The sequence below is a fragment of the Streptomyces sp. NPDC046862 genome (genome assembly GCF_040704615.1).
In the GTDB taxonomy this organism is placed as follows: Bacteria; Actinomycetota; Actinomycetes; order Streptomycetales; family Streptomycetaceae; genus Streptomyces.
On sequence record NZ_JBEYXP010000013.1, the window covers coordinates 1 to 18256 of the forward strand.

Annotated in this window: 14 protein-coding genes and 2 pseudogenes; 9 read left to right on the plus strand and 7 right to left on the minus strand. The window is 72.3% G+C overall.

What is annotated here, in order from left to right; genetic code table 11:
* Positions 1–130 precede the first annotated feature (130 nt).
* Both AB0959_RS16395 and AB0959_RS16400 read right to left on the minus strand, forming a co-directional pair.
* On the minus strand, positions 131–559 hold the full coding sequence (locus AB0959_RS16395; protein WP_366827076.1) for a hypothetical protein: 429 nt from the start codon (positions 557–559) through the stop codon (positions 131–133).
* A 308-nt stretch (positions 560–867) separates the two neighbouring features.
* Entirely contained in the window at positions 868–1656 is a 789-nt protein-coding gene (locus tag AB0959_RS16400; protein ID WP_366827077.1) for a hypothetical protein, read from the minus strand.
* A gap of 539 nt (positions 1657–2195) precedes the next feature.
* Between AB0959_RS16400 and AB0959_RS16405 the strand changes: the two genes are divergently transcribed.
* Positions 2196–2867 carry a transglycosylase family protein gene (locus tag AB0959_RS16405; protein ID WP_366827078.1) on the plus strand — a complete coding sequence of 224 codons (672 nt, stop codon included), beginning with the start codon at positions 2196–2198 and terminating at the stop codon, positions 2865–2867.
* A 78-nt stretch (positions 2868–2945) separates the two neighbouring features.
* Here the strand turns inward: AB0959_RS16405 and AB0959_RS16410 are convergent.
* A pseudogene (locus tag AB0959_RS16410) lies at positions 2946–3384 on the minus strand (ATP-binding cassette domain-containing protein).
* Positions 3381–3784: pseudogene (locus tag AB0959_RS16415) on the minus strand (ABC transporter); the annotation flags it as partial. The pseudogenes AB0959_RS16415 and AB0959_RS16410, both read right to left, overlap by 4 nt.
* A 423-nt stretch (positions 3785–4207) precedes the next feature.
* On the opposite strand from AB0959_RS16415, the gene AB0959_RS16420 reads away from it, so the two are divergent.
* From AB0959_RS16420 to AB0959_RS16435, 4 genes are all read left to right on the plus strand, one after another.
* Entirely contained in the window at positions 4208–4741 is a 534-nt protein-coding gene (locus AB0959_RS16420; RefSeq protein ID WP_366827079.1) for a hypothetical protein, read from the plus strand.
* Between the two features lie 328 nt (positions 4742–5069).
* Positions 5070–6332, plus strand: a complete 1263-nt coding sequence (locus AB0959_RS16425; protein ID WP_366827080.1) for a glycosyltransferase family 4 protein — start codon at positions 5070–5072, stop codon at positions 6330–6332.
* Positions 6332–7159 (plus strand): hypothetical protein, encoded by an 828-nt coding sequence (locus AB0959_RS16430; protein WP_366827242.1) that lies wholly within the window; start codon positions 6332–6334, stop codon positions 7157–7159. The genes AB0959_RS16425 and AB0959_RS16430 overlap by 1 nt, the downstream gene beginning before the upstream one ends.
* 409 nt (positions 7160–7568) lie before the next feature.
* On the plus strand, positions 7569–7784 hold the full coding sequence (locus AB0959_RS16435) for an I78 family peptidase inhibitor (protein WP_366827081.1): 216 nt from the start codon (positions 7569–7571) through the stop codon (positions 7782–7784).
* Between the two features lie 113 nt (positions 7785–7897).
* On the opposite strand, the gene AB0959_RS16440 is transcribed toward AB0959_RS16435, so the two are convergent.
* Positions 7898–8905, minus strand: coding sequence for a phosphatase PAP2 family protein (locus AB0959_RS16440; protein WP_366827082.1), 1008 nt, complete (start codon positions 8903–8905; stop codon positions 7898–7900).
* 249 nt (positions 8906–9154) lie between these two features.
* Complete coding sequence (locus AB0959_RS16445) at positions 9155–10354, minus strand: glycosyltransferase family 39 protein (RefSeq protein WP_366827083.1); 1200 nt, start codon at positions 10352–10354, stop codon at positions 9155–9157.
* A 269-nt stretch (positions 10355–10623) separates the two neighbouring features.
* Between AB0959_RS16445 and AB0959_RS16450 the strand changes: the two genes are divergently transcribed.
* Positions 10624–12252: an MFS transporter gene (locus tag AB0959_RS16450; protein WP_366827084.1), complete on the plus strand. Its 1629-nt coding sequence runs from the start codon at positions 10624–10626 to the stop codon at positions 12250–12252.
* A 291-nt stretch (positions 12253–12543) separates the two neighbouring features.
* The gene (locus tag AB0959_RS16455; protein WP_366827085.1) at positions 12544–13740 is read left to right on the plus strand and encodes an acyl-CoA dehydrogenase family protein; all 1197 of its coding nucleotides are present in this window, start codon (positions 12544–12546) and stop codon (positions 13738–13740) included.
* A 45-nt stretch (positions 13741–13785) separates the two neighbouring features.
* Here AB0959_RS16455 and AB0959_RS16460 read toward each other — a convergent pair whose 3' ends face one another.
* Positions 13786–14223: a cell division protein SepF gene (locus AB0959_RS16460; RefSeq protein WP_366827086.1), complete on the minus strand. Its 438-nt coding sequence runs from the start codon at positions 14221–14223 to the stop codon at positions 13786–13788.
* Positions 14224–14513: 290 nt separating this feature from the next.
* Between AB0959_RS16460 and AB0959_RS16465 the strand changes: the two genes are divergently transcribed.
* Both AB0959_RS16465 and AB0959_RS16470 read left to right on the plus strand, forming a co-directional pair.
* The gene (locus AB0959_RS16465; RefSeq protein WP_366827087.1) at positions 14514–15731 is read left to right on the plus strand and encodes a DUF5685 family protein; all 1218 of its coding nucleotides are present in this window, start codon (positions 14514–14516) and stop codon (positions 15729–15731) included.
* A 423-nt stretch (positions 15732–16154) separates the two neighbouring features.
* A complete protein-coding gene (locus AB0959_RS16470) occupies positions 16155–17975 on the plus strand; it encodes an FAD/NAD(P)-binding protein (protein ID WP_366827088.1) in 1821 nt (606 codons plus the stop codon).
* The last annotated feature ends 281 nt before the right edge of the window (positions 17976–18256 follow it).

The window sequence follows — 18256 nt, forward strand, 5'->3', positions numbered from 1 at the left end:
TCGCTGGGGGGGGGGGGGCGCGCGGGGGGGCGGGTTGTTGTGTTGGGGGGTCGGGCGCCGGGCGGGGGGGGGCTTCCTCAAGGCTCCCGGGGCTCCCGGGCAACCTTGAGGAAGCCGCCCTCCTCGCGTGTCACATCCCCCGGCGCGGGCCGGGCGGCAGAGCGGCCGGGATGTGGTGCATGCCGGTGTGACCGGTGGGCATGCGTCCGACCGGCTGCCACACCGAGGGCACCGGGGCCGAGGCGCCCGCTTGTGTCTCCTGTCGGGTGCCGTGCGGCGGAGCGAAGTGGCCGGTCGCGTGGGCGGCCGCGCTGTGCCGGCCGGTGTACGTGCCCGACTGGTACGCACCGTACGAGCCGGCGCTGTGCGGGGAACTGGCGAAGAAGGCCTGGAAACCCAGGTCCTCCTCGCCGTGACGGTCGCCGGGCAGCGCCCGGTAGGACTTGACCCACTCCGCGTAGAGCGCGTCGTAGATCGGCGTGGCCGAGGGGTCCTGGGCCGGCCGCAAGGACGGACTCGGCTGGTAGGCGTGGCGGCGGGGAACGTCGTATGCGTGCACGTCTGTGCCAACGACCCCGCCGCCCATGAGATGCGGTCGATACGGCCGAAAGGGGCGCTGTGCGCCGCCCCGTCAGGGGCGCCGGAAACGGCGCGGGCAACCAAGGACGACCCGCACTGTTCCGACGAGCGGGGCGCCCCGAAAGGGGCGCGGGGAACGGCGCGAGCAACCACAACAGACCCGCACCCACTCCACGACCGAACCGGTCACGGCGCCCGGACAGGGGTGCGGGGAACTGCGCGAGCAACCCAGGACAACCCGCACCCACCCACTTGGCGCACCCCTTCGCGGCGCCCAAAGCGGAGCGCTCAGGTTCCAGCGAGCGGCAGCGTCGCCGCCACCAGCTTCCCGCTCGCCGCGGCCTTGTCGAGTGCCTCGCGCAGCAGGTCCTCGCGGGGCTGGCGGCCGATCGAGCCGACGGGAGCCGCGAACAGCAGCACCTGCTGGTGCTTGTTGGCGGCCGCGCGCCAGCTGTCGGCGACCTGCAGCGCCTGGTGGGCCTGCCACCAGGCGACCGGCTGGCCGCCCGCGGTACCCGGCTGGAGGATGGCGTGCAGCTGGCCCATGGCGAGCAGCACGGACCAGCCGTGCAGCACCGACGGCACGGAGTCGATCTCGGTCAGCGGCATGAAGCCCTGCTCGATGAGGAGCGGCAGGAAGTCGTCGCCCGCGGTGGTCGTGCCCGGGCGGGCGATGGGCGCGGTCGGCTCGACGACGAGCGCCGGGTGCAACTCGCCGTTGATCAGGATGAGTCCGCTGGTGACGCCGAGCACCGCCTGCTCCGGCACGGCCTGCTCGGGCACGGCCCTGGCGGGCCCGCCGTCGGCCGCGATGGACCGGACGGCGCCCTGCAACTGCTCCTCGGTGACCTGGACGACCTGCGAGGGCAGGCAGGTGGCGTGGGCGAAGGCGAGCACGGCGGTCTCGTCACCGATGAACAGGACGGTGCTGGTGCGCTCCTGCTCGGAGTCGCCCGGGGTGCGGCAGGACGTGCAGTCGTAACTGCCGGGGGCGTTCTCTCCGGCGAGCAGCCGGTCTGCTTCTTCGTCGCCGATCTCGGCGCGTACGTCGTCGCTGACGTCGAGCATGCGCGGCACGGGTGGCTCCTCGGGATGTGATGCGGGGCGACAGCCGGGTGGCTCCCGGCCCATGAGCCCGGGTGGTTCCCGGCCCATGAAGAAGACAACGGGCGATCTGTGGCCGGAGTCACGCCCGGGAGCGAACGGAATCGAACCATCCGAAGCGCAGCGTGAATCCGTGGGCGGAACCGGTTACTCCACGGCAAGTTCCTTGATTTCCAAGGAAGTTACGGCGGTGAAGTGGGTCACAGATCACTCGTGTCCCTGGTCGACAAATCCTGAAATCGCGCAATGAAGTGGGTGGCCGAAAATGGATGATACCTGCGGTAACGTCGAACTGGCCTCGTATGACAAGGAGTTGGTTGATTGCGGGCCGCTCGGCTCTCTACATTCCTCCGCCGAGTGCATCGAGCACCGCTCGGGTCGTCCGCCGACCGCAGCACAGCCAGCTCCACAGCACCACCGTCGGCGGACGGGGCGGAGTACGACGACCGCGCCCGTGCGCCGGAAGTCGTGGGCCGCCTTGGGGGACCCCGGGTCCTGCGAGAGGGAAATACATGTCCGCATGTGCCGACAACACCCACGACACCACCCGTAAGACGCGTACGACATGTACAGCGCGTACGACGGCGGTCCTCGCCGGGGCGGCCCTGCTCGCCCCGCTGGGCCTCCTGGCCGCAGGCGGCAACGCCGCCGCGGCGGACAGCGGAGTGTGGGACCGCATCGCCCAGTGCGAGAGCGGCGGGAACTGGCACATCAACACCGGCAACGGCTACTACGGCGGACTGCAGTTCTCCGCCTCCACCTGGCGCGCGTACGGCGGCACGGCCTACGCGGCCACCGCCGACCAGGCGTCCAAGGGTCAGCAGATCGCCGTCGCCACGAAGGTCCAGCGCGCCCAGGGGTGGGGCGCCTGGCCCACCTGTTCGGCCCGCGCCGGGGCGTCCGGCGGCGCGCCCGCCGCGCCGTCCACCGGTTCGGCGCCCGCCGAGCGGTCCACCAGGTCGGCCCCGGCCGCGAAGAAGGCGTCGAAGACTCCGGCCCGCTCGTCCGGCCACACCGGCCGCGGCACGTCCCGCGGCGGCGACTACACGGTGCGCGGCGGTGACACGCTGAGCGGTATCGCCGCCCGGCACGGGACCACCTGGGAGCGGATCTACGCCGCCAACAAGGCCGTCATCGGCGGTGATCCCGACGTGATCGTGCCCGGGCAGCGGCTCGACGTCTGAGCCGGCTCCCCCGTTCCGGGGCACGGGGTCCCGCCCGGCACGCCGACCGGGCGGGACCCTCGGTCCAGGTGGAGTCCGTCAGGCCGGTTCGGCCGCCTCGCCGCCGAACACGAGGGAACCGCGCCGCAGTTCGTGCACCAGCGCCGTCGCCCCGCGCAGTCCCGGCGGCAGACGCTGTTCTGCCACCACCACGCAGGCGTCCAGACCGCCGAGCACCTCGTACGTGCGGGGCCGTCGGTTCGAGGTTCTCGCGGACCGTGAGCGAGCCGAAGACGGCCCGCCGCTCCGGGACCAGGCACAGCCCTCGCCGGGCGCGTTCCTGGGCGGGCACCCTCGTCACGCCGGCCCCGTCCCGGACGACGGCGCCCCCGGACAGCGGGACCGTTCCGGCGAGGGCCCGCAACACGGTCGTACGGCCTGAGCCGTTGCGGCCGAGCAGCACCGTCGGTCCGGGGCCGGGCGCGGCGAGGGCCACTCCGCGCAGGGCCTCCGCGTGGCGCAGGGAGATGACGGTCACCGGCCCACCCCCGCGTGGTCCAGCACGTCGCGCTCCCGGGCGGCGGGGCCGGAGGCGACGATCCGCCCGGCCGCCATGACGTGCACCACGTCGGCGGGGTCCGCGACGAGATCCAGGTCGTGCTCGACGACGAGCAGGGCCGTGCCGTCCGCGGCGAGAGCGCGCAACACTCGTGCCGGGGCGGCCACCTCGCCGGTGCCGAGCCCGGTCCGCGGCGGGCAGCGCGCCCACCGGCCCGTCGAGCCCCAGCAGCCGCGAGACGCGCGCGACGGCCCCCGGATCGGCGACACGGCCCTGTTCAGGCCCGCGACCGCGGTGACACGGCCGGGTGGACGTCGAGGTCGACACCGTCCAGGGCGGTGAACCCGCCGTAGCCGACGTGGCGCCCACGGGCGCGCAGGAGGGGCACGGAGCCGCGCGGGGACGCCCGTCCCGTGGCGGGCCCCCTGGAGAACCGGCGCCCCGCTCCGCCCGCCCCGCACGACGGCCCCGGCCCTGGCCCCGGTCCCAGTTCTGGCCCTGGTCCCGGTCTCGGTCCCGGTCCCGGTCCTGGCCCCCGTCCCGGCCGTACGGGCTCGGCGGCTGCCGGTCGCGTTCGTGTGGGCTTGCGGGCCGGTCGTTCGGGTCGTGCGGGTCTGTCCGCCGGTGGTGCGGAGCGCGACGGCTTCTCCGTCGTCCGGCCGGTTCCCCGCGTTGACCGTTCCGCCGTTGAGCCGGGCATCGAGGCTTCCGCCGCTGCGATGTCTTGCACTATGCCCCCTGGAAGCTGACCCTGAAAGCACCGGGCGCGACCGGCCCGGACCGACACCCGGTGGTGAGCCAGATGGTTCTCGGGAGCGATCTCAGGCGGGGGAGCGGACGGCTGGGGGCACTGATCGCGGCGGCGGTTCTCGCCCTCGCCCTCTCGGCGTGCGGCAATGACAGCGGGGGCGGGGGCACCGCGCCCACCAGCACGAGTGCCGAGGCCACGCCCAGCGAGACCCCCAGCGCGACCGAGCCGTCCGACCCGGCGGCGGCCGAGAAGGAGATCAGGGAGAACTGGGCGACGTTCTTCGACCCGGGCACGTCCAAGCAGGACCGGCAGGCCGTCCTGGAGAACGGCAGCCTGCTGGGCCCGCTCCTCGACGCCTTCAGCGGTGACCAGCGCGGACAGGACGTCGAGGCGAAGGTCACGAAGGTGGAGTTCACCTCGGCGACCGAGGCGGACGTGACGTACTCGCTGCTGTTGAAGGGGGTCACCGTCCTGCCGGACTCGAAGGGCACGTCGGTCGAGCAGGACGGCACCTGGAAGGTGTCCGTCAAGACGCTGTGCGGGCTCGTCGGGCTGAGCGGCAACGCGTCGGCCCCGGGCTGCTGAGTGCCGGGCTTCATGAACCGCGACGAGCCGTACACCGCCGGCGGACTGGTGAGCCAGGGCGACATGAACGACAACTGCTTCGCCGTACCGCAGTTGGCCTACGCACCGTGAGCCACCTGTCCTACGCACCGTGAACCCGCACGTGCCGCACGGAAACCTCTTACAGGCCCCGATGCACGACACGACCGAAAGGTTCCCCATATCGGCTACCAATCGGGCAACTGTTGCGGAACAAGTCGGTGATGACGCCCAACCAAATCCGGGGAACCGCAGTCCAACCCATCAGGTAGGCGGACGAGACCGGGGATACAGGGGGTTCGGGGGACGTATGCACATCTCTTTCCTGATACACAACGCGTACGGCATCGGGGGGACGATCCGCACCACGTACAACCTCGCCGGCGCGCTCGCCGAGCAGCACGACGTCGAGATCGTCTCGGTCTTCCGCCACCGTGACGAGCCGGTCTTCACACCCGACCCCCGGGTCCGCGTGCGCCATCTCGTCGACGTCCGCCCGGACGGAGCCGACGCCGGGGATCCGGATCTGGGGCGCCCGGCGCGGGTCTTCCCGCGCGGCGAGGTCCGGTACGAGCAGTACAGCGCCCTGACCGACCGGCGCATCGCCGAGCATCTCGCCGCGGTCGAGGCGGACGTGGTCGTCGGCACGCGGCCGGGCCTGAACGTGCACCTGGCCCGGGAGACCCGCCGCGGCCCGGCCCTGGTCGGCCAGGAGCACCTCACGCTCGACACGCATTCCGGGGCCCTGCGCGCGACGTTGCGCCGCCTCTACCCGCGTCTCGACGCCCTCACCACGACCACGGAGGCCGACGCGCGCGCGTACCGCGACAAGATGCGGCTGCCCGGCGTCCAGGTGCGGTCGGTGCCCAACCCCGTGCCCCAGCCGGGCATCGATCCCGCGGACGGCTCCGGCAAGTGGGTCGTCGCGGCCGGACGGCTGGCGCCCGTCAAACGGTACGACCTGCTCATCAAGGCCTTCGAGACGGTGCGCGCGCAGCGGCCCGACTGGCGTCTGCGGATCTACGGCGGCGGCAAGCAGAAGGACAAACTCCGTCAGCTGATCGACGACCGGGGCCTCTACAACCACGTCTACCTCATGGGTCCGGCCAACCCCATCGAGCCCGAGTGGGCCAAGGGCTCCGTCGCCGCCGTCACCTCCAGCATGGAGTCGTTCGGCATGACGATCGTCGAGGCCATGCGCTGCGGCCTGCCCGTCGTCTCCACCGACTGCCCGCACGGACCCGGCGAGATCATCGACGACGGCGTCGACGGGCGGCTCGTCGAGGTCGGCAACGTCGAGGCCATCGCCGGGGGCCTGCTCGAACTGATCAACAACGACGCGCTGCGGCAGGAGATGGCGCACGCGGCGCTCAAGGACTCCGAGCGCTTCGACCCGTCCCGTATCGCCGAGCGCCACGAGACGCTCTTCTCCGGGCTGCTGGCCCGTGGCGGGGCCTCGCTCGGCGGGCGGATGCGCGGCTCGCTGCACCGCACCCGGGGAGCGCTGCTCGGTGGCGCGTACGCCGTCCGGGACGCCGGACGCACCGCTTTCAGAAAGGGACACACCGCATGATGACGCTGGCCCCGCCCGTGGCGAACCAGCAAGCCGACGAGGAACCCGTCGCGGGTCCGCGCGCCGACTGTGTCGCCGACTCCGCGGGCGGCCTCACCTTCGACGTCGTCGACCGGGGCGAGCCCGGGCCCGCCCATCTCCTGCTGAGGCTGCGCGACAGCGAGCAGGAGATGGGCCTGCCGCTCACCCCGGCCGCCGACGGCCGCCTCAGGGCCGCCCTGCCCAGCAGCGTCGAGCTCCCCGAGGGCCGCTGGGACGTGTACGTCCAGGTCGCCGACGACGAGCCGCACCGTCTGGTGCCCGGCGTCAACGACCTGCGTGCCCTCGTCGACCGCGTCCCCGGCGGCTCCCTCGGCCATGTCGCCGCCCGCATCCCGTACGCGACCAGGCTCGGCAACCTCACCGTCCGCAGCTGGCTGCGCGCCCCGCACGCCGAGGCGGGTGAGCTCCACGTCGGCAAGGGCGACGTGAGCGTCCGGGCGCAGGTGTACGGCACCGGGCTGGCTCCGGACGCGTACGTCGAACTGGTGGCCCGCAAGGCGCAGGCTCCCGTGGTCCGTGCCGACCTCACCACCGGCCGTTCCGAGTTCCGCTTCACGGTGCCGTACGAGGCCCTCCGCCCCGGTCTGTGGGACCTGTGGCTCCGGCCGGAAGGGGAGAAGGGGTCCCGGGTGCGGATCGCTCGCCTCCTCGACGACATCGCCGACAAGAAGCAGATCTTCACCTACCCGAAGGTGACCCTGGAGACCGAGTACGGCCCGGTCACGGCCAAGCCGTACTACACGAAGGACAACGACCTCGCGGTGAAGGTGGCCGCGGTCGAGTGAGGTCCACCGGGAGCGGTTCGGTGCAGGTCGAACGGGGGGCGCCCGTCCCTTCGCCGTCGTGGTCCGGGCCCGTCGCGAACCGTGTATTGCCTGTGCGCCACCGTTTTCCCGGAAACGCGGGTCATCGGAATGAAATGCGACATCCGCGCGACAGGTGCCCCGCTTTCCCGGGGGGTATTCGGGACGATGTCGAGCCCGTCGGGAATTCCGTACGAGAGCGGGCATCACACGTACGGAACCGCTCGTACGTGTGACGGCGTTCGGCCGAAACGCGTGTCGTGATCTTGTGACACAAGCGTGACCGCCGCAGGACAGTGACCCTCTGCCACACGCCGCCCGGCGAGAAGCGCGGGCCCCCTCGTCGGGCCCGGGCTTCCGCGGGCGCGGGGCGCCGCCTAACGTGGCCGTCATGGCACCCATTCCCACTCCGCCACCGGAGCCCCAGGACAGTCCGGACACCTACGTCGGCCTCGAGGCGAGCAGCGCCGAGCGCCGCGCCCGGGAGCACGGCTGGTCCGCGGTCCGGTCGCTGCCGCCGGGCGCGATCATCACCATGGAGTACCGCGTGGGCCGGCTGAACTTCGAGGTCAGGGACGGCCGTGTGACGCGCTGCTGGAAGGGCTGAGGCGGCGACGGACCACAGGCGGACCATGAACGGGCGAAGGCCCGGCTCCCGAGGGGAGCCGGGCCTTCGCCCGTGCGGGGTGTGGTGGTGCGTACCGGCCCCGCTGTCTCGTGTCAGCCGCCGGCGACCGGGCGTGCCGTCGTGCCCCGTGGCATCCGGTCGGAGTGCGGTGGCCGGCGGCTGCCGACCGGGGTGACCGGGATGCGTTCGGCACGTGTGGTGTGCGGGCCCGACGCCAGGTGCAGCGGCGGCCGGGCGGACCGGGCCGCGATGGACCTGTCGCGGGCCGTGGTGGGCTCCTGGGCGGGTGCCCGCAGCGAGGTGGCGCCCACCGGTGCCGCGGTCCGTGCGCCGGCCGGAGCGCCACGTGTCCGCCAGGCGTCCCGCGCCGCGAAGATCCAGGCCTCCGCACGGGCGATGAGCGGCTCGAACCAGGGCAGCGCCAGCAGGATCAGCAGACCGGCGGCCCAGCCCAGCACGACGTCGCTCAGCCAGTGCGTGCCCAGGTAGACGGTGGTCAGGCCCACGCCGAGCGAGGTCACGGCGGACAGGGCGGACAGCCAGCGCCGGGCTCTCGGCGTGGAGGCCAGATAGGCGAGGATGCCCCAGGTCACGACGGCGTTGGCGGTGTGGCCCGAAGGAAATATGTCGCCGCCGAGACCCATCTCGTTCGAGCCGATCGTGGTCGCGTAGTGCGGCCCGAGGCGGCCCATGCCGATCTTGGCGGCGCCGACGGTGATGTTCAGCAGCAGCAGCGACACGCCCAGCGCGAGCAGCGGGCGCAGGGTGTGCTGCCGCCAGGAGCGCCAGCCCAGCCAGGCCGCCACCATCACCGCGGTGGGGCCGCGCTGCCCGAGGACCACGTAGTAGTCCAGGAACGCGTGGATCTCCGGCCACTGCTGGTACGGGCGGAAGAACATGACCTGCCAGTCGAGGCGGACCAGCCACGAGGTGATGACCACGGCCCACACGATGGCCGCGTAGAAGGCCAGGGTGGCGGAGAAGAGCACCACCCTGTGCCGGCTCATCACCGGCACATCGATGTGGGCCGGTCGTTCCGGCTCACGGTCCAGCCGCTCGAAGACCCGCTCCAGACGGGTCAGCAATCGTTCGGTACGCACTCAATCGACGTTACAGCGAGTGAGCTCTCATCCGGTGCGAATCCCTCGCTTTGTGATGACGATGTGATGTGGGATTGCTCTCAGGAGAGGTTTATTTTCATGGAATCCGTAATCGGCGAGGCGTGCTGCCTTCAATTCCACTGATCATTCCCTGTCCTGGTTTTATGGTCCTTTTGGGATTCGTTCACCGACTGCTGGCGTGGACTTCTCCGCCCGCTCACGGACCGTTGGCCACGGTGACCCGGGTCGTCAGGGCGGACCGGAGCCATTGAGCCAGAACGCACCGTAGAGCGCGGACGCCACCGCGACCGCCCCGAGGATCGGGGCCGACCTGGCCGTACGCAGCGCGGCCAGGGCCCTGGCCAGTGGCAGCAGCAGGGAGAAGGCGGGCATCAGCAGGCGCGGTTTCGAGCCGAAGTAGCTGGACGCGCACAGGGCGAGCGCGACCACGACCCCCGTGTACACCAGCAGCGGCAGCGGCTGCCCCTGCCGGACACCCACCACGTACAGCCAGAGCACCAGCCCGACCCCGACGACCAGGCCCACCCCGGCGAGAGCCGACGGGAACGACGTGAACTTGTCGGCGACGAACCGGGCGAAGGCGTACCCCCCGTCGAAACCGTTGCGCCAGCCCGCCTGCACGTCCAGGTAGCCGAGCGGGCCCCCGCCCGTGCGGTGGCCCACCCACAGCACGTACCCGGCGGCGCCGGCCGGCGCGAGCAGCATGCCGAGGGCGCGCCGCCACACGGGGGCGCCGCTCGGTCGCGGCACACTCCTCGGCTCCGGCGCGCTCCGGTCCCGTACGGGCGCGCTCCGGTTCCCTGCGAACGAGGGGGCGAGCGCCGCCACCCACACCGCCGCGACCACCGCGAGACCCACCGGGCGCGTCAGCCCGGCGAGCGCGGCGAACGTTCCCGCGGTGACCCATCGGCCGGTCAGGACCGCGTACAGCGCCCACGCGGCGAGCGCGGTGAACAGCGACTCGGTGTACGCCATCGACTGGACGACCCCGACCGGCAGCACGGCCCACACCAGCACCGCGCACACTCCCACCCGAGGGCCGTACACGTGGTCCGCCACGGCGAAGATCCCCCAGGCCGCGGCCAGCGAGGCCAGCGTGCTCACGACGAGGCCCGCGTCCGCGTACGACAGCGGGGTCACCGCCGACACGGCGCGCTCCAGCCAGGGCAGCAGCGGGAAGAAGGCCAGGTTCGAGTGGACGTCGCCGTTCGGCAGGCGGACCTCGTAGCCGTAGCCCAGGTCGGCGACCCTGACGTACCAGAGCGAGTCCCAGCGGGCCGTCAGCAGGGTGTGCGCGCTCTTGTCGCGCGCCGCGCTCCACACGGCGAGGGCGACGAGGCCCAGGGCGCGCACGGCGGCGTACCCGAGGAGCGCGGGGGCGGCCCTTGCGAGGAGGAGCGGCGCCGGGCGCGTAGCAAGATCGGTCACGCGCTCGATTATCGAGGTCGCCCGGAACCGGGGGGTCTTTTCGCACGTGGTGGACCGTGACGGGGGAGGGGAAGGTGGCGCATACCACACGCCGCTGAACGCTCCATGAGAGGTCCACCACGCGCCACTGGCGAGATCTCACGTACGCTAGCGGCTCACTCGCCTTCGTTGCGTGGACTCGGGACACCGCTCCTCCCGGGTCGTAGCCGCCGGGGAGTCCCCACCCCGCGGTCCCGCCGAAGGCGAGGGATCATCTGGGAGGTACGTACATGTCCGGGACGACCACGGCCGCTGCGCGGTGCCGTCGGGCGGCCGGGGACGGTGCCAACCGCTGGGTCGTCCTCGTCGTCCTCTGCACCAGCCTGCTGCTCGTCGCTGTCGACGCCACCGTGCTGCACGTCGCGGTGCCGGCCGTCACGGAGGACCTCAAGCCCAGCGGTGTCGAGCTGCTCTGGATCGTCGACGTCTACCCGCTGGTCTGTGCCTCGCTGCTGATCCTCTTCGGCACGCTGGGCGACCGGATCGGCCGCAGACGGGTCCTGCTCCTCGGTTACGGCCTCTTCGGTGTCGCCTCGGGCGTGGCGGCCCTCGCCGAGAACGCCCCGATGCTGATCGCGGCCCGCGCGCTGCTCGGTGTCGGCGGCGCCATGATCATGCCAGCGACCCTGTCGATCCTCAGGCAGGTGTTCCCCGACCGGCGCGAGCGGGCGCTGGCGATCGGCATCTGGACCGGGGTGGCGGCGGTCGGCGCCGCCGTCGGACCCCTGCTCGGCGGCTTCCTGCTGGAGCACTTCTGGTGGGGCGCGGTCTTCCTCGTCAACATCCCGCTGATGCTCGTCAGCCTGCCGGTCGGGCGTCTCCTGCTGCCCGAGTCGACCGGCGACCGCGACGGACCCTGGGACGTGGTGGGCGCGCTGATGGCCGCCGCCGGTCTCTTCGGCGTCGTCCTCGGCGTGAAGCGGCTCGGCAGCGGGGACAGCCCGTTCGACCTGGCCACGCTGCTTCCCCTGGTGCTCGGCGCCGGGCTGCTGCCCGCGTTCGTACGGCGGCAGCGGCGGCGCGCGCACCCCCTGGTGGACCTGGGGATGTTCGCGCGCCCCGCGTTCAGCACGTCCGTCGGCTGCATCGTGCTCGCCATGCTGGCGCTGGTGGGCCTGGAGCTGATCGCGGCGCAGTACCTGCAACTCGTGCTGGGACTGTCCCCGCTGGAGACGGGCCTCAGACTGCTGCCGCTCACGATCGCGGCCATGGCGGCCGGGCTGGTCGGGTCGCACATGCTGCGCCGCTTCGGGCCCCGGCGCATGGTCTCCGCGGGCTTCGGCCTCACGGCGGGCTCGGTCGTCCTGCTGACCGTGATGGGCGACCATGACAACCCCGTGCTGCTGCTCGTCGGCTTCATCCTGCTCGGGTTCGGCCTGGAGACGACGCTCTTCGGGGCGTACGAGTCGATGCTCAGCGAGGCGCCCCAGGCCCAGGCGGGTGGGGCCGCGGCCATCGGTGAGACGTCGTACCAGCTCGGCGCGGGCATCGGGATCGCCCTGCTCGGCAGCGTGATGAACGCGGCGTACACGCCCGGACTCTCCGGCGTGCCCGGGGTCCCGGAGTCGGCCTCGGCGGCCGCCGGGCACTCGCTGGGCGAGGCGTACGAGGTCGCCGGACGGCTTGGCGGTTCGTCGGGCGAGGCGCTGCGGGCCGCCGCGCGGGACTCCTTCGTGCACGGGCTGCATGTGACGTTGCTGGTCAGCGCGGTGCTGTTGCTGCTGGGAGCGGTCATGGCGCTGCGCCTGCCCCGGACCATGGAGTGCGGTGAGCCCGCGGCGGGCTCGGCGGATGTCGCTCCGGTGCCCTCTCCTCGGACGGCGAACGAGAAGGTGCGGGCCGAGTCGTCCGTGAGTTGAGGCGGGCGGCGCGTCAGCCCGGGGCCGGGTCGTCGGCCGAGGAGGATTCGGCACCGCCGAACTGCGTCGTCGTGGCTGATCGCCGTTGCGGCGGACACACGATGTGGGCAGCCTGAACAGCGCTCGCCGGTCGATGTGTACGGGTGCGCCGGGCCTGCCGGACGAGCCACTGCGAATCCCGAAACGATCACCGTGACCGGCAGGTGCCTGGACTCGCGGGACACCGCGTCGTAACGTCGGTCCCGACCTTGACTAGCACCGCTAGTTTTACCGAGCCGGAGGCCGCCCGTCATGTCCGCTTCCTCTTCCCCGAAGCCGCCGCCCTTCGACCCCGCCGATCCGCTGGGCATCGACGATTTTCTGGACGCGGAGGACCTCGCCATCCGTGACACCGTGCGCGGCTGGGCCGCGCGGCGGGTGCTGCCCGAGGTCGCCGAGTGGTACGAGAAGGGCGAGCTGCCCGCGATCCGCGAGCTGGCACGGGAACTGGGGGAGATCGGCGCCCTGGGGATGTCCCTCAGCGGGTACGGGTGCGCCGGGGCCAGCGCCGTGCAGTACGGGCTCGCGTGTCTGGAGCTGGAGGCGGCCGACTCGGGGATCCGGTCCCTGGTCTCCGTGCAGGGCTCCCTCGCCATGTACGCGATCCACCGGTTCGGCAGCGAGGAGCAGAAGCGGACGTGGCTGCCGCGCATGGCCTCCGGTGAGGTGATCGGGTGCTTCGGGCTGACCGAGCCCGATCACGGGTCCGACCCCGCGTCGATGCGGACGTACGCGAAGCGCGACGGCGGGGACTGGGTGCTGAGCGGCCGGAAGATGTGGATCACCAACGGGTCCGTCGCCGGGGTGGCCGTCGTCTGGGCGCAGACCGAGGAGGGGATCCGCGGGTTCGTCGTGCCGACGGACCGTCCCGGGTTCTCGGCGCCCGAGATCAAGCACAAGTGGTCCCTGCGGGCGTCCGTCACCAGTGAGCTGGTCATGGACGACGTGCGGCTGCCCGCCGATGCCGTACTGCCGGAGGTCGTCGGACTCAAGGGGCCGCTCAGCTGTCTGTCCCACGCCCGGTACGGGATCGTGTGGGGTGCGATGGGGGCGGCGCGGGCCTGTTTCGAGGCCGCGGTGGAGTACGCGAGGACGCGGGAGCAGTTCGGGAAGCCGATCGGTGGGTTCCAGCTCACCCAGGCGAAGCTCGCCGACATGGCGGTCGAGCTGCACAAGGGGATCCTGCTCGCCCATCATCTGGGGCGGCGGATGGACGCGGGACGGCTCCGTCCCGAGCAGGTCAGCTTCGGCAAGCTGAACAACGTGCGCGAGGCGATCGAGATCTGCCGTACCGCCCGCACGATCCTCGGCGCCAACGGGATCTCCCTCGAGTATCCCGTCATGCGGCACGCCACCAACCTGGAGTCCGTGCTCACCTACGAGGGCACCGTCGAGATGCACCAGCTGGTGCTGGGCAAGGCGCTCACCGGCCTGGACGCGTTCCGGTGATCCCCTCACCGGGCTGCGGGTCAGGGGCAGGTGAGCCGCCTTGCCTCAGCTCTGGTTGAAGAAGCCGCCCGCCTGACGGCCCACGGGCTCGCCGCTGACGATCTCCGTGTCGGCCGGGGTCAGCAGGAACACCCGGTTCGAGACCCGCTCGATCGAACCGCGCAGACCGAAGATCAGGCCGGCCGCGAAGTCGACGACACGCTTGGCGTCGGTGGACTCCATGTTCGTGAGGTTCATGATGACCGGGACCCCGTCCCGGAAGAGCTCGCCGATGTTGCGGGCGTCCCGGAAGCTGTCCGGGGTGACCGTGCCGATCCGGCGGCCCTTCTCCTGGGCGGACTCGGACGCGACCTTCACGCGCGGGTCGGTGACCCAGGCATCGCCGGTCTCCTGCCCCTCGGCGTAGTCGTCGTCGTAGTAACGCTCGTCATCGTTGTCGTCGACGAGGCCAAGCCAGGCACTCGCCTTGCGCACCGATCCCATGGACGCCTCCTCTCACAGCGGTCATTCTTGCTTTCCGCACCCCTATCGTCGTCCATGATGCGGATGGCGCGCCAAGTGGTTAGACGCCTCTCGGGGGTTTCGTGACGGTACTGGCACAGAACCCGTTCGTCGAGAGCCCGTGTGCCCCAAGGGCTTCGCTGTACACGGCTGCTGACTGTGAGTGAAATAATATTTGTTTCGGCGCATGGGTGACGAGCAGCGCGTACGGGTGAACGCCGTGGTCGGTACCATGCGGCGACTGAACGGCACACAAGACACGGGGGAGTGTCGTGTTCGGAATCGTCAGGCCCTGCCGCCATCGGCTCAGCGAGGGGCTACGGACCCAGTGGATGGCACATCTGTGCGGGCTCTGTCTCGCGCTGCGCAAGGACCACGGGCAGTTCGCCCGGGTCGTCACCAACTACGACGGGCTCCTCATCTCCGTTCTGACGGAGGCTCAGGCGCTCAGCGACCGGTCGGCCGGCGGGCGGCGGACCGCCGGGCCCTGTCCGCTGCGCGGGATGCGCACCGCCTCGGTCGCCCAGGGTGAGGGGGCACGGCTCGCCGCCGCCGTCTCGCTGGTGCTCGCCTCGGCCAAGGTCCGCGACCACATGGCCGACGGGGACGGCCTGTTGGCGCGCAGGCCGGTGGCGCTCGCCGCGCGCCGGGTGGCCGACGGCTGGGGCCGGGCGGGCGCGCGGACGGGATCCGACGTCGGGTTCGACACGGCGGTGCTCGTCGACGCCGTGGACCGGCAGGTCGGGATCGAGACGCTCGCCGGGCCGGGGACACCGCTCCTGACGGTCACAGAACCCACCGAGACCGCGACCGCGGCGGCCTTCGCGCACACCGCCGTCCTGGCCGGGCGGCCCGGCAACGCCGAACCCCTCGCGGAGGCCGGCCGGCTCTTCGGGCGGCTCGCGCATCTGCTGGACGCCGTGGAGGACAGGGAAGCCGACGCGGCCTCGGGTGCGTGGAACCCGCTCACGGCGACCGGCACGCCCCTCGCCGAGGCCCGGCGGCTCGCCGACGACGCGCTGCACGGGATACGGCTCGCGCTGCGCGAGGCCGAGTTCACGGACGCCCGGCTGGCGCACGTGCTGCTCGTGCACGAACTGCGGAACTCGGTGGACCGGGCGTTCGGCACGGCCTCGTGCGGACACGGCGCGCGGGCCGCGGCCCAGCCGGCCGGCGCGGAGCCCGAGGCGTCCATGCCTCCACCGGGCAACCCGTTCGCACCGTCCGGTCCCGGCGGCCCGCCGCTGCCGCCGGAGCCGCCGCGCGGCAACCGTCGCGGGCTCGTGGCCGGCTGCCTGGTGTGGGCGGGACTCGCCTGCACCTGCCAGATGTGCTGCGGCGAGTACGACAGCCCGTGGACGGGGGAACGCAAGGAAGGCCTCTGTCACCGGTGCGACTGCGACAACTGTTCCGACTGCTGCGATTGCTGTGACTGTTGCGGCAATTGCTGCGACGGCTGCGATTGCTGCGACTGCGGGTGCGACTGCTGAGAGGCGAGGGCGCCCGAAGGAAGAGTGAAAGGGAGAGCGAGGGGAGGGGCGTGCGTGTGTGAAGGCGTGCGTCCGGGCGTCGGGAAGAACTGAGGGACGCTGGGAGGTCCCGCCGAGAGCGGGACCGCAGGGGGTCGGCTCAACAGGACGAGGACCACACTCGACCGAAGTCGATGTGGGAGCGCGTGACCAGCCACTGCTGCGGATGCATGGGCACAAGTGGAACAGGCATCCGATTCCGCGTCAACCGGCCCGAGATGGACCGCTCACATCATGGACAGCCTTGACAGTGAGCGGAAAGCCCCCCGTACTCTCCAGGGACGGCTTTGCTGAGGGGCTGGGCCGTGCGGCGTCACGACATTCACGTGACGCCTCCGCGTGAAGGCACACCGTGTTCGGCTCGACGCCACTCGGAGCCCTCGCATGCCCTCCTCCCGCACCGTCATTCCCTCCGTGCCCGGACCGCGGAAACCGGCGCCCTCGCTCGTCATCGTCGGCGCCGGGCCGCGGGGGACCGGCGTCCTGGAGCGGATCGCCGCCAACGCCCCCGAGCTCTACGCCGGTTCCGAACTCGACGTGCACCTCGTGGACCCGTATCCGCCGGGCGGCGGCCGCATCTGGCGGCTGGCCCAGCCGCCGCTGCTGTGGATGAACTCCGAGGCCCAGGACGTCACCATGTTCACCGACGACACGGTGGACATGGCCGGACCGGTACGCCCGGGACCCACCCTGCACGAGTGGGCGGCCGTGGACGGGCGCACCTTCGCCGACCGGCAGCTCCAGGGCGCGTACCTGGCCTGGGTGTACGAACAGACGGTCGCCGCCCTGCCGCCGGGCATCCGCGTCCACCGCCACACCCGGCGCGCCCTGCGGGTGACCGGACCGCGCGAGGGGCACCAGCAGGTGTGGCTGGAGGGCCGGCCCAGGCCGCTGTCCGCCGACCTCGTGGTGCTCACGCTGGGCCACCTCGACGCCGAACTCGACGACGAGCAGCGCGCGCTGGCCGCGTACGCCCGGGAGCACGGCCTGGTCCACCTGCCGCCCGACTTCACCGCCGACAGCGACCTGTCGGCGCTGTCGCCCGGTGAACCCGTCCTGGTGCGCGGTTTCGGGCTCGCCTTCGTCGACCTGATGGTGCTGCTGACCGAGGGCCGGGGCGGGCGCTACGAGGACGACGGCCGGGGGGACCTGACGTACGTGCCGTCGGGGCGGGAGCCGGTCCTGTACGTGGGCTCCCGGCGCGGCGTGCCGTACCACTCCAAGATCGGCTACGACTGGGAGGGCGAACGGCCCCCGCTGCCACGGTTCTTCGGGCCCGCCGAGGTGGACGCGCTGCTCTCGCGCCCCGCCGGGTTCGACTTCCGGCGGGACGTGTGGCCGCTGGTGGAGAAAGAACTGGGGTTCGCGCACTACCACCGGCTGTTCACCGCGCATCCCGAGCGGACGACCGTGGCGTGGTCCGACTTCGAGGAGAAGTACGCGGCCGCCGCGAGCGGTGCCGAGGTGGGGGCGCTCGTCGCGTCCGCCGTGCCCGACCCGGCCGACCGGCTCGACCTCACCGCGCTCGACCGTCCTCTGGAGGGGCTGCGCTGCGGATCGTACGACGAGCTCCAGGACGAGCTGAGGACGTACATCCGTGACGACCTGACCCGCCGCCACAACCCGCTGCGCAGCCAGGACCAGGCCGTCTTCCTGGCGCTGCTGTCCGTCTACGGGCAGCTGGTGCGGCTCGGGGACATCGGCTCCTGGTGGCACGGGTTCTTCAGCTACCTCGCCTCCGGTCCGCCCGGGCCCCGGCTGCGGCAGATGCTCGCGCTGTCCCGGGCCGGAGTGCTGCGCTTCCTCGGCGCGGAGATGACCGTCACCGCCGAGGACGGGGTGTTCCGGGCGCGCGGTGCCACCGTGCGCGGGGCCGCCGTCCAGGCCCGGGCCCTCGTCGAGGCGCGGTTGCCGCATCCCACGGTCGAGCGCACCCGGGACACGCTGCTGCGCGAGTTGTACGCCGACGGGGCCGCCGCCACCGCCGAGGGACTGCTCGCCGTGGACCCCGCCGACGGACGGGTGCTCGACCGCTCCGGCACCCCACACCCACGGCGCTTCGCGCTCGGCCCGCACACCGACGCCCGGGGCTCGGGCGCGTTCACCCGGCCGCGCACGGGCGGGCCCGCGTTCCGCCAGAACGACGCGACGGCACGGGCCGCGCTCGCCTTCCTGAGCGCACTGCCCTGCCGCGCCGCCGCGTGATTCCCGCGAAGGGTTCCGCTCTCCGAACGGATCGACACGGATCGGCACGGGTCGACACGGGGCGACCCGGATCGGCGTGGATCGGCGTGGATCGGTGCGGATCGACTCCGGGGCGCGGTGTACGCCACCGGCGCGTGCGGGGAGCCCGCACGACTCGCTGAGCGCGGCGCGCCGGACTTCGCGACGCTCGACGACTCGTGAGTGCGCCCGGCCGGACGGGTGGCCGGCTCGGGGTGCCGCCGTAACGCCCGGTGCGAGAAGGAGACGTACCCGCCGATGCG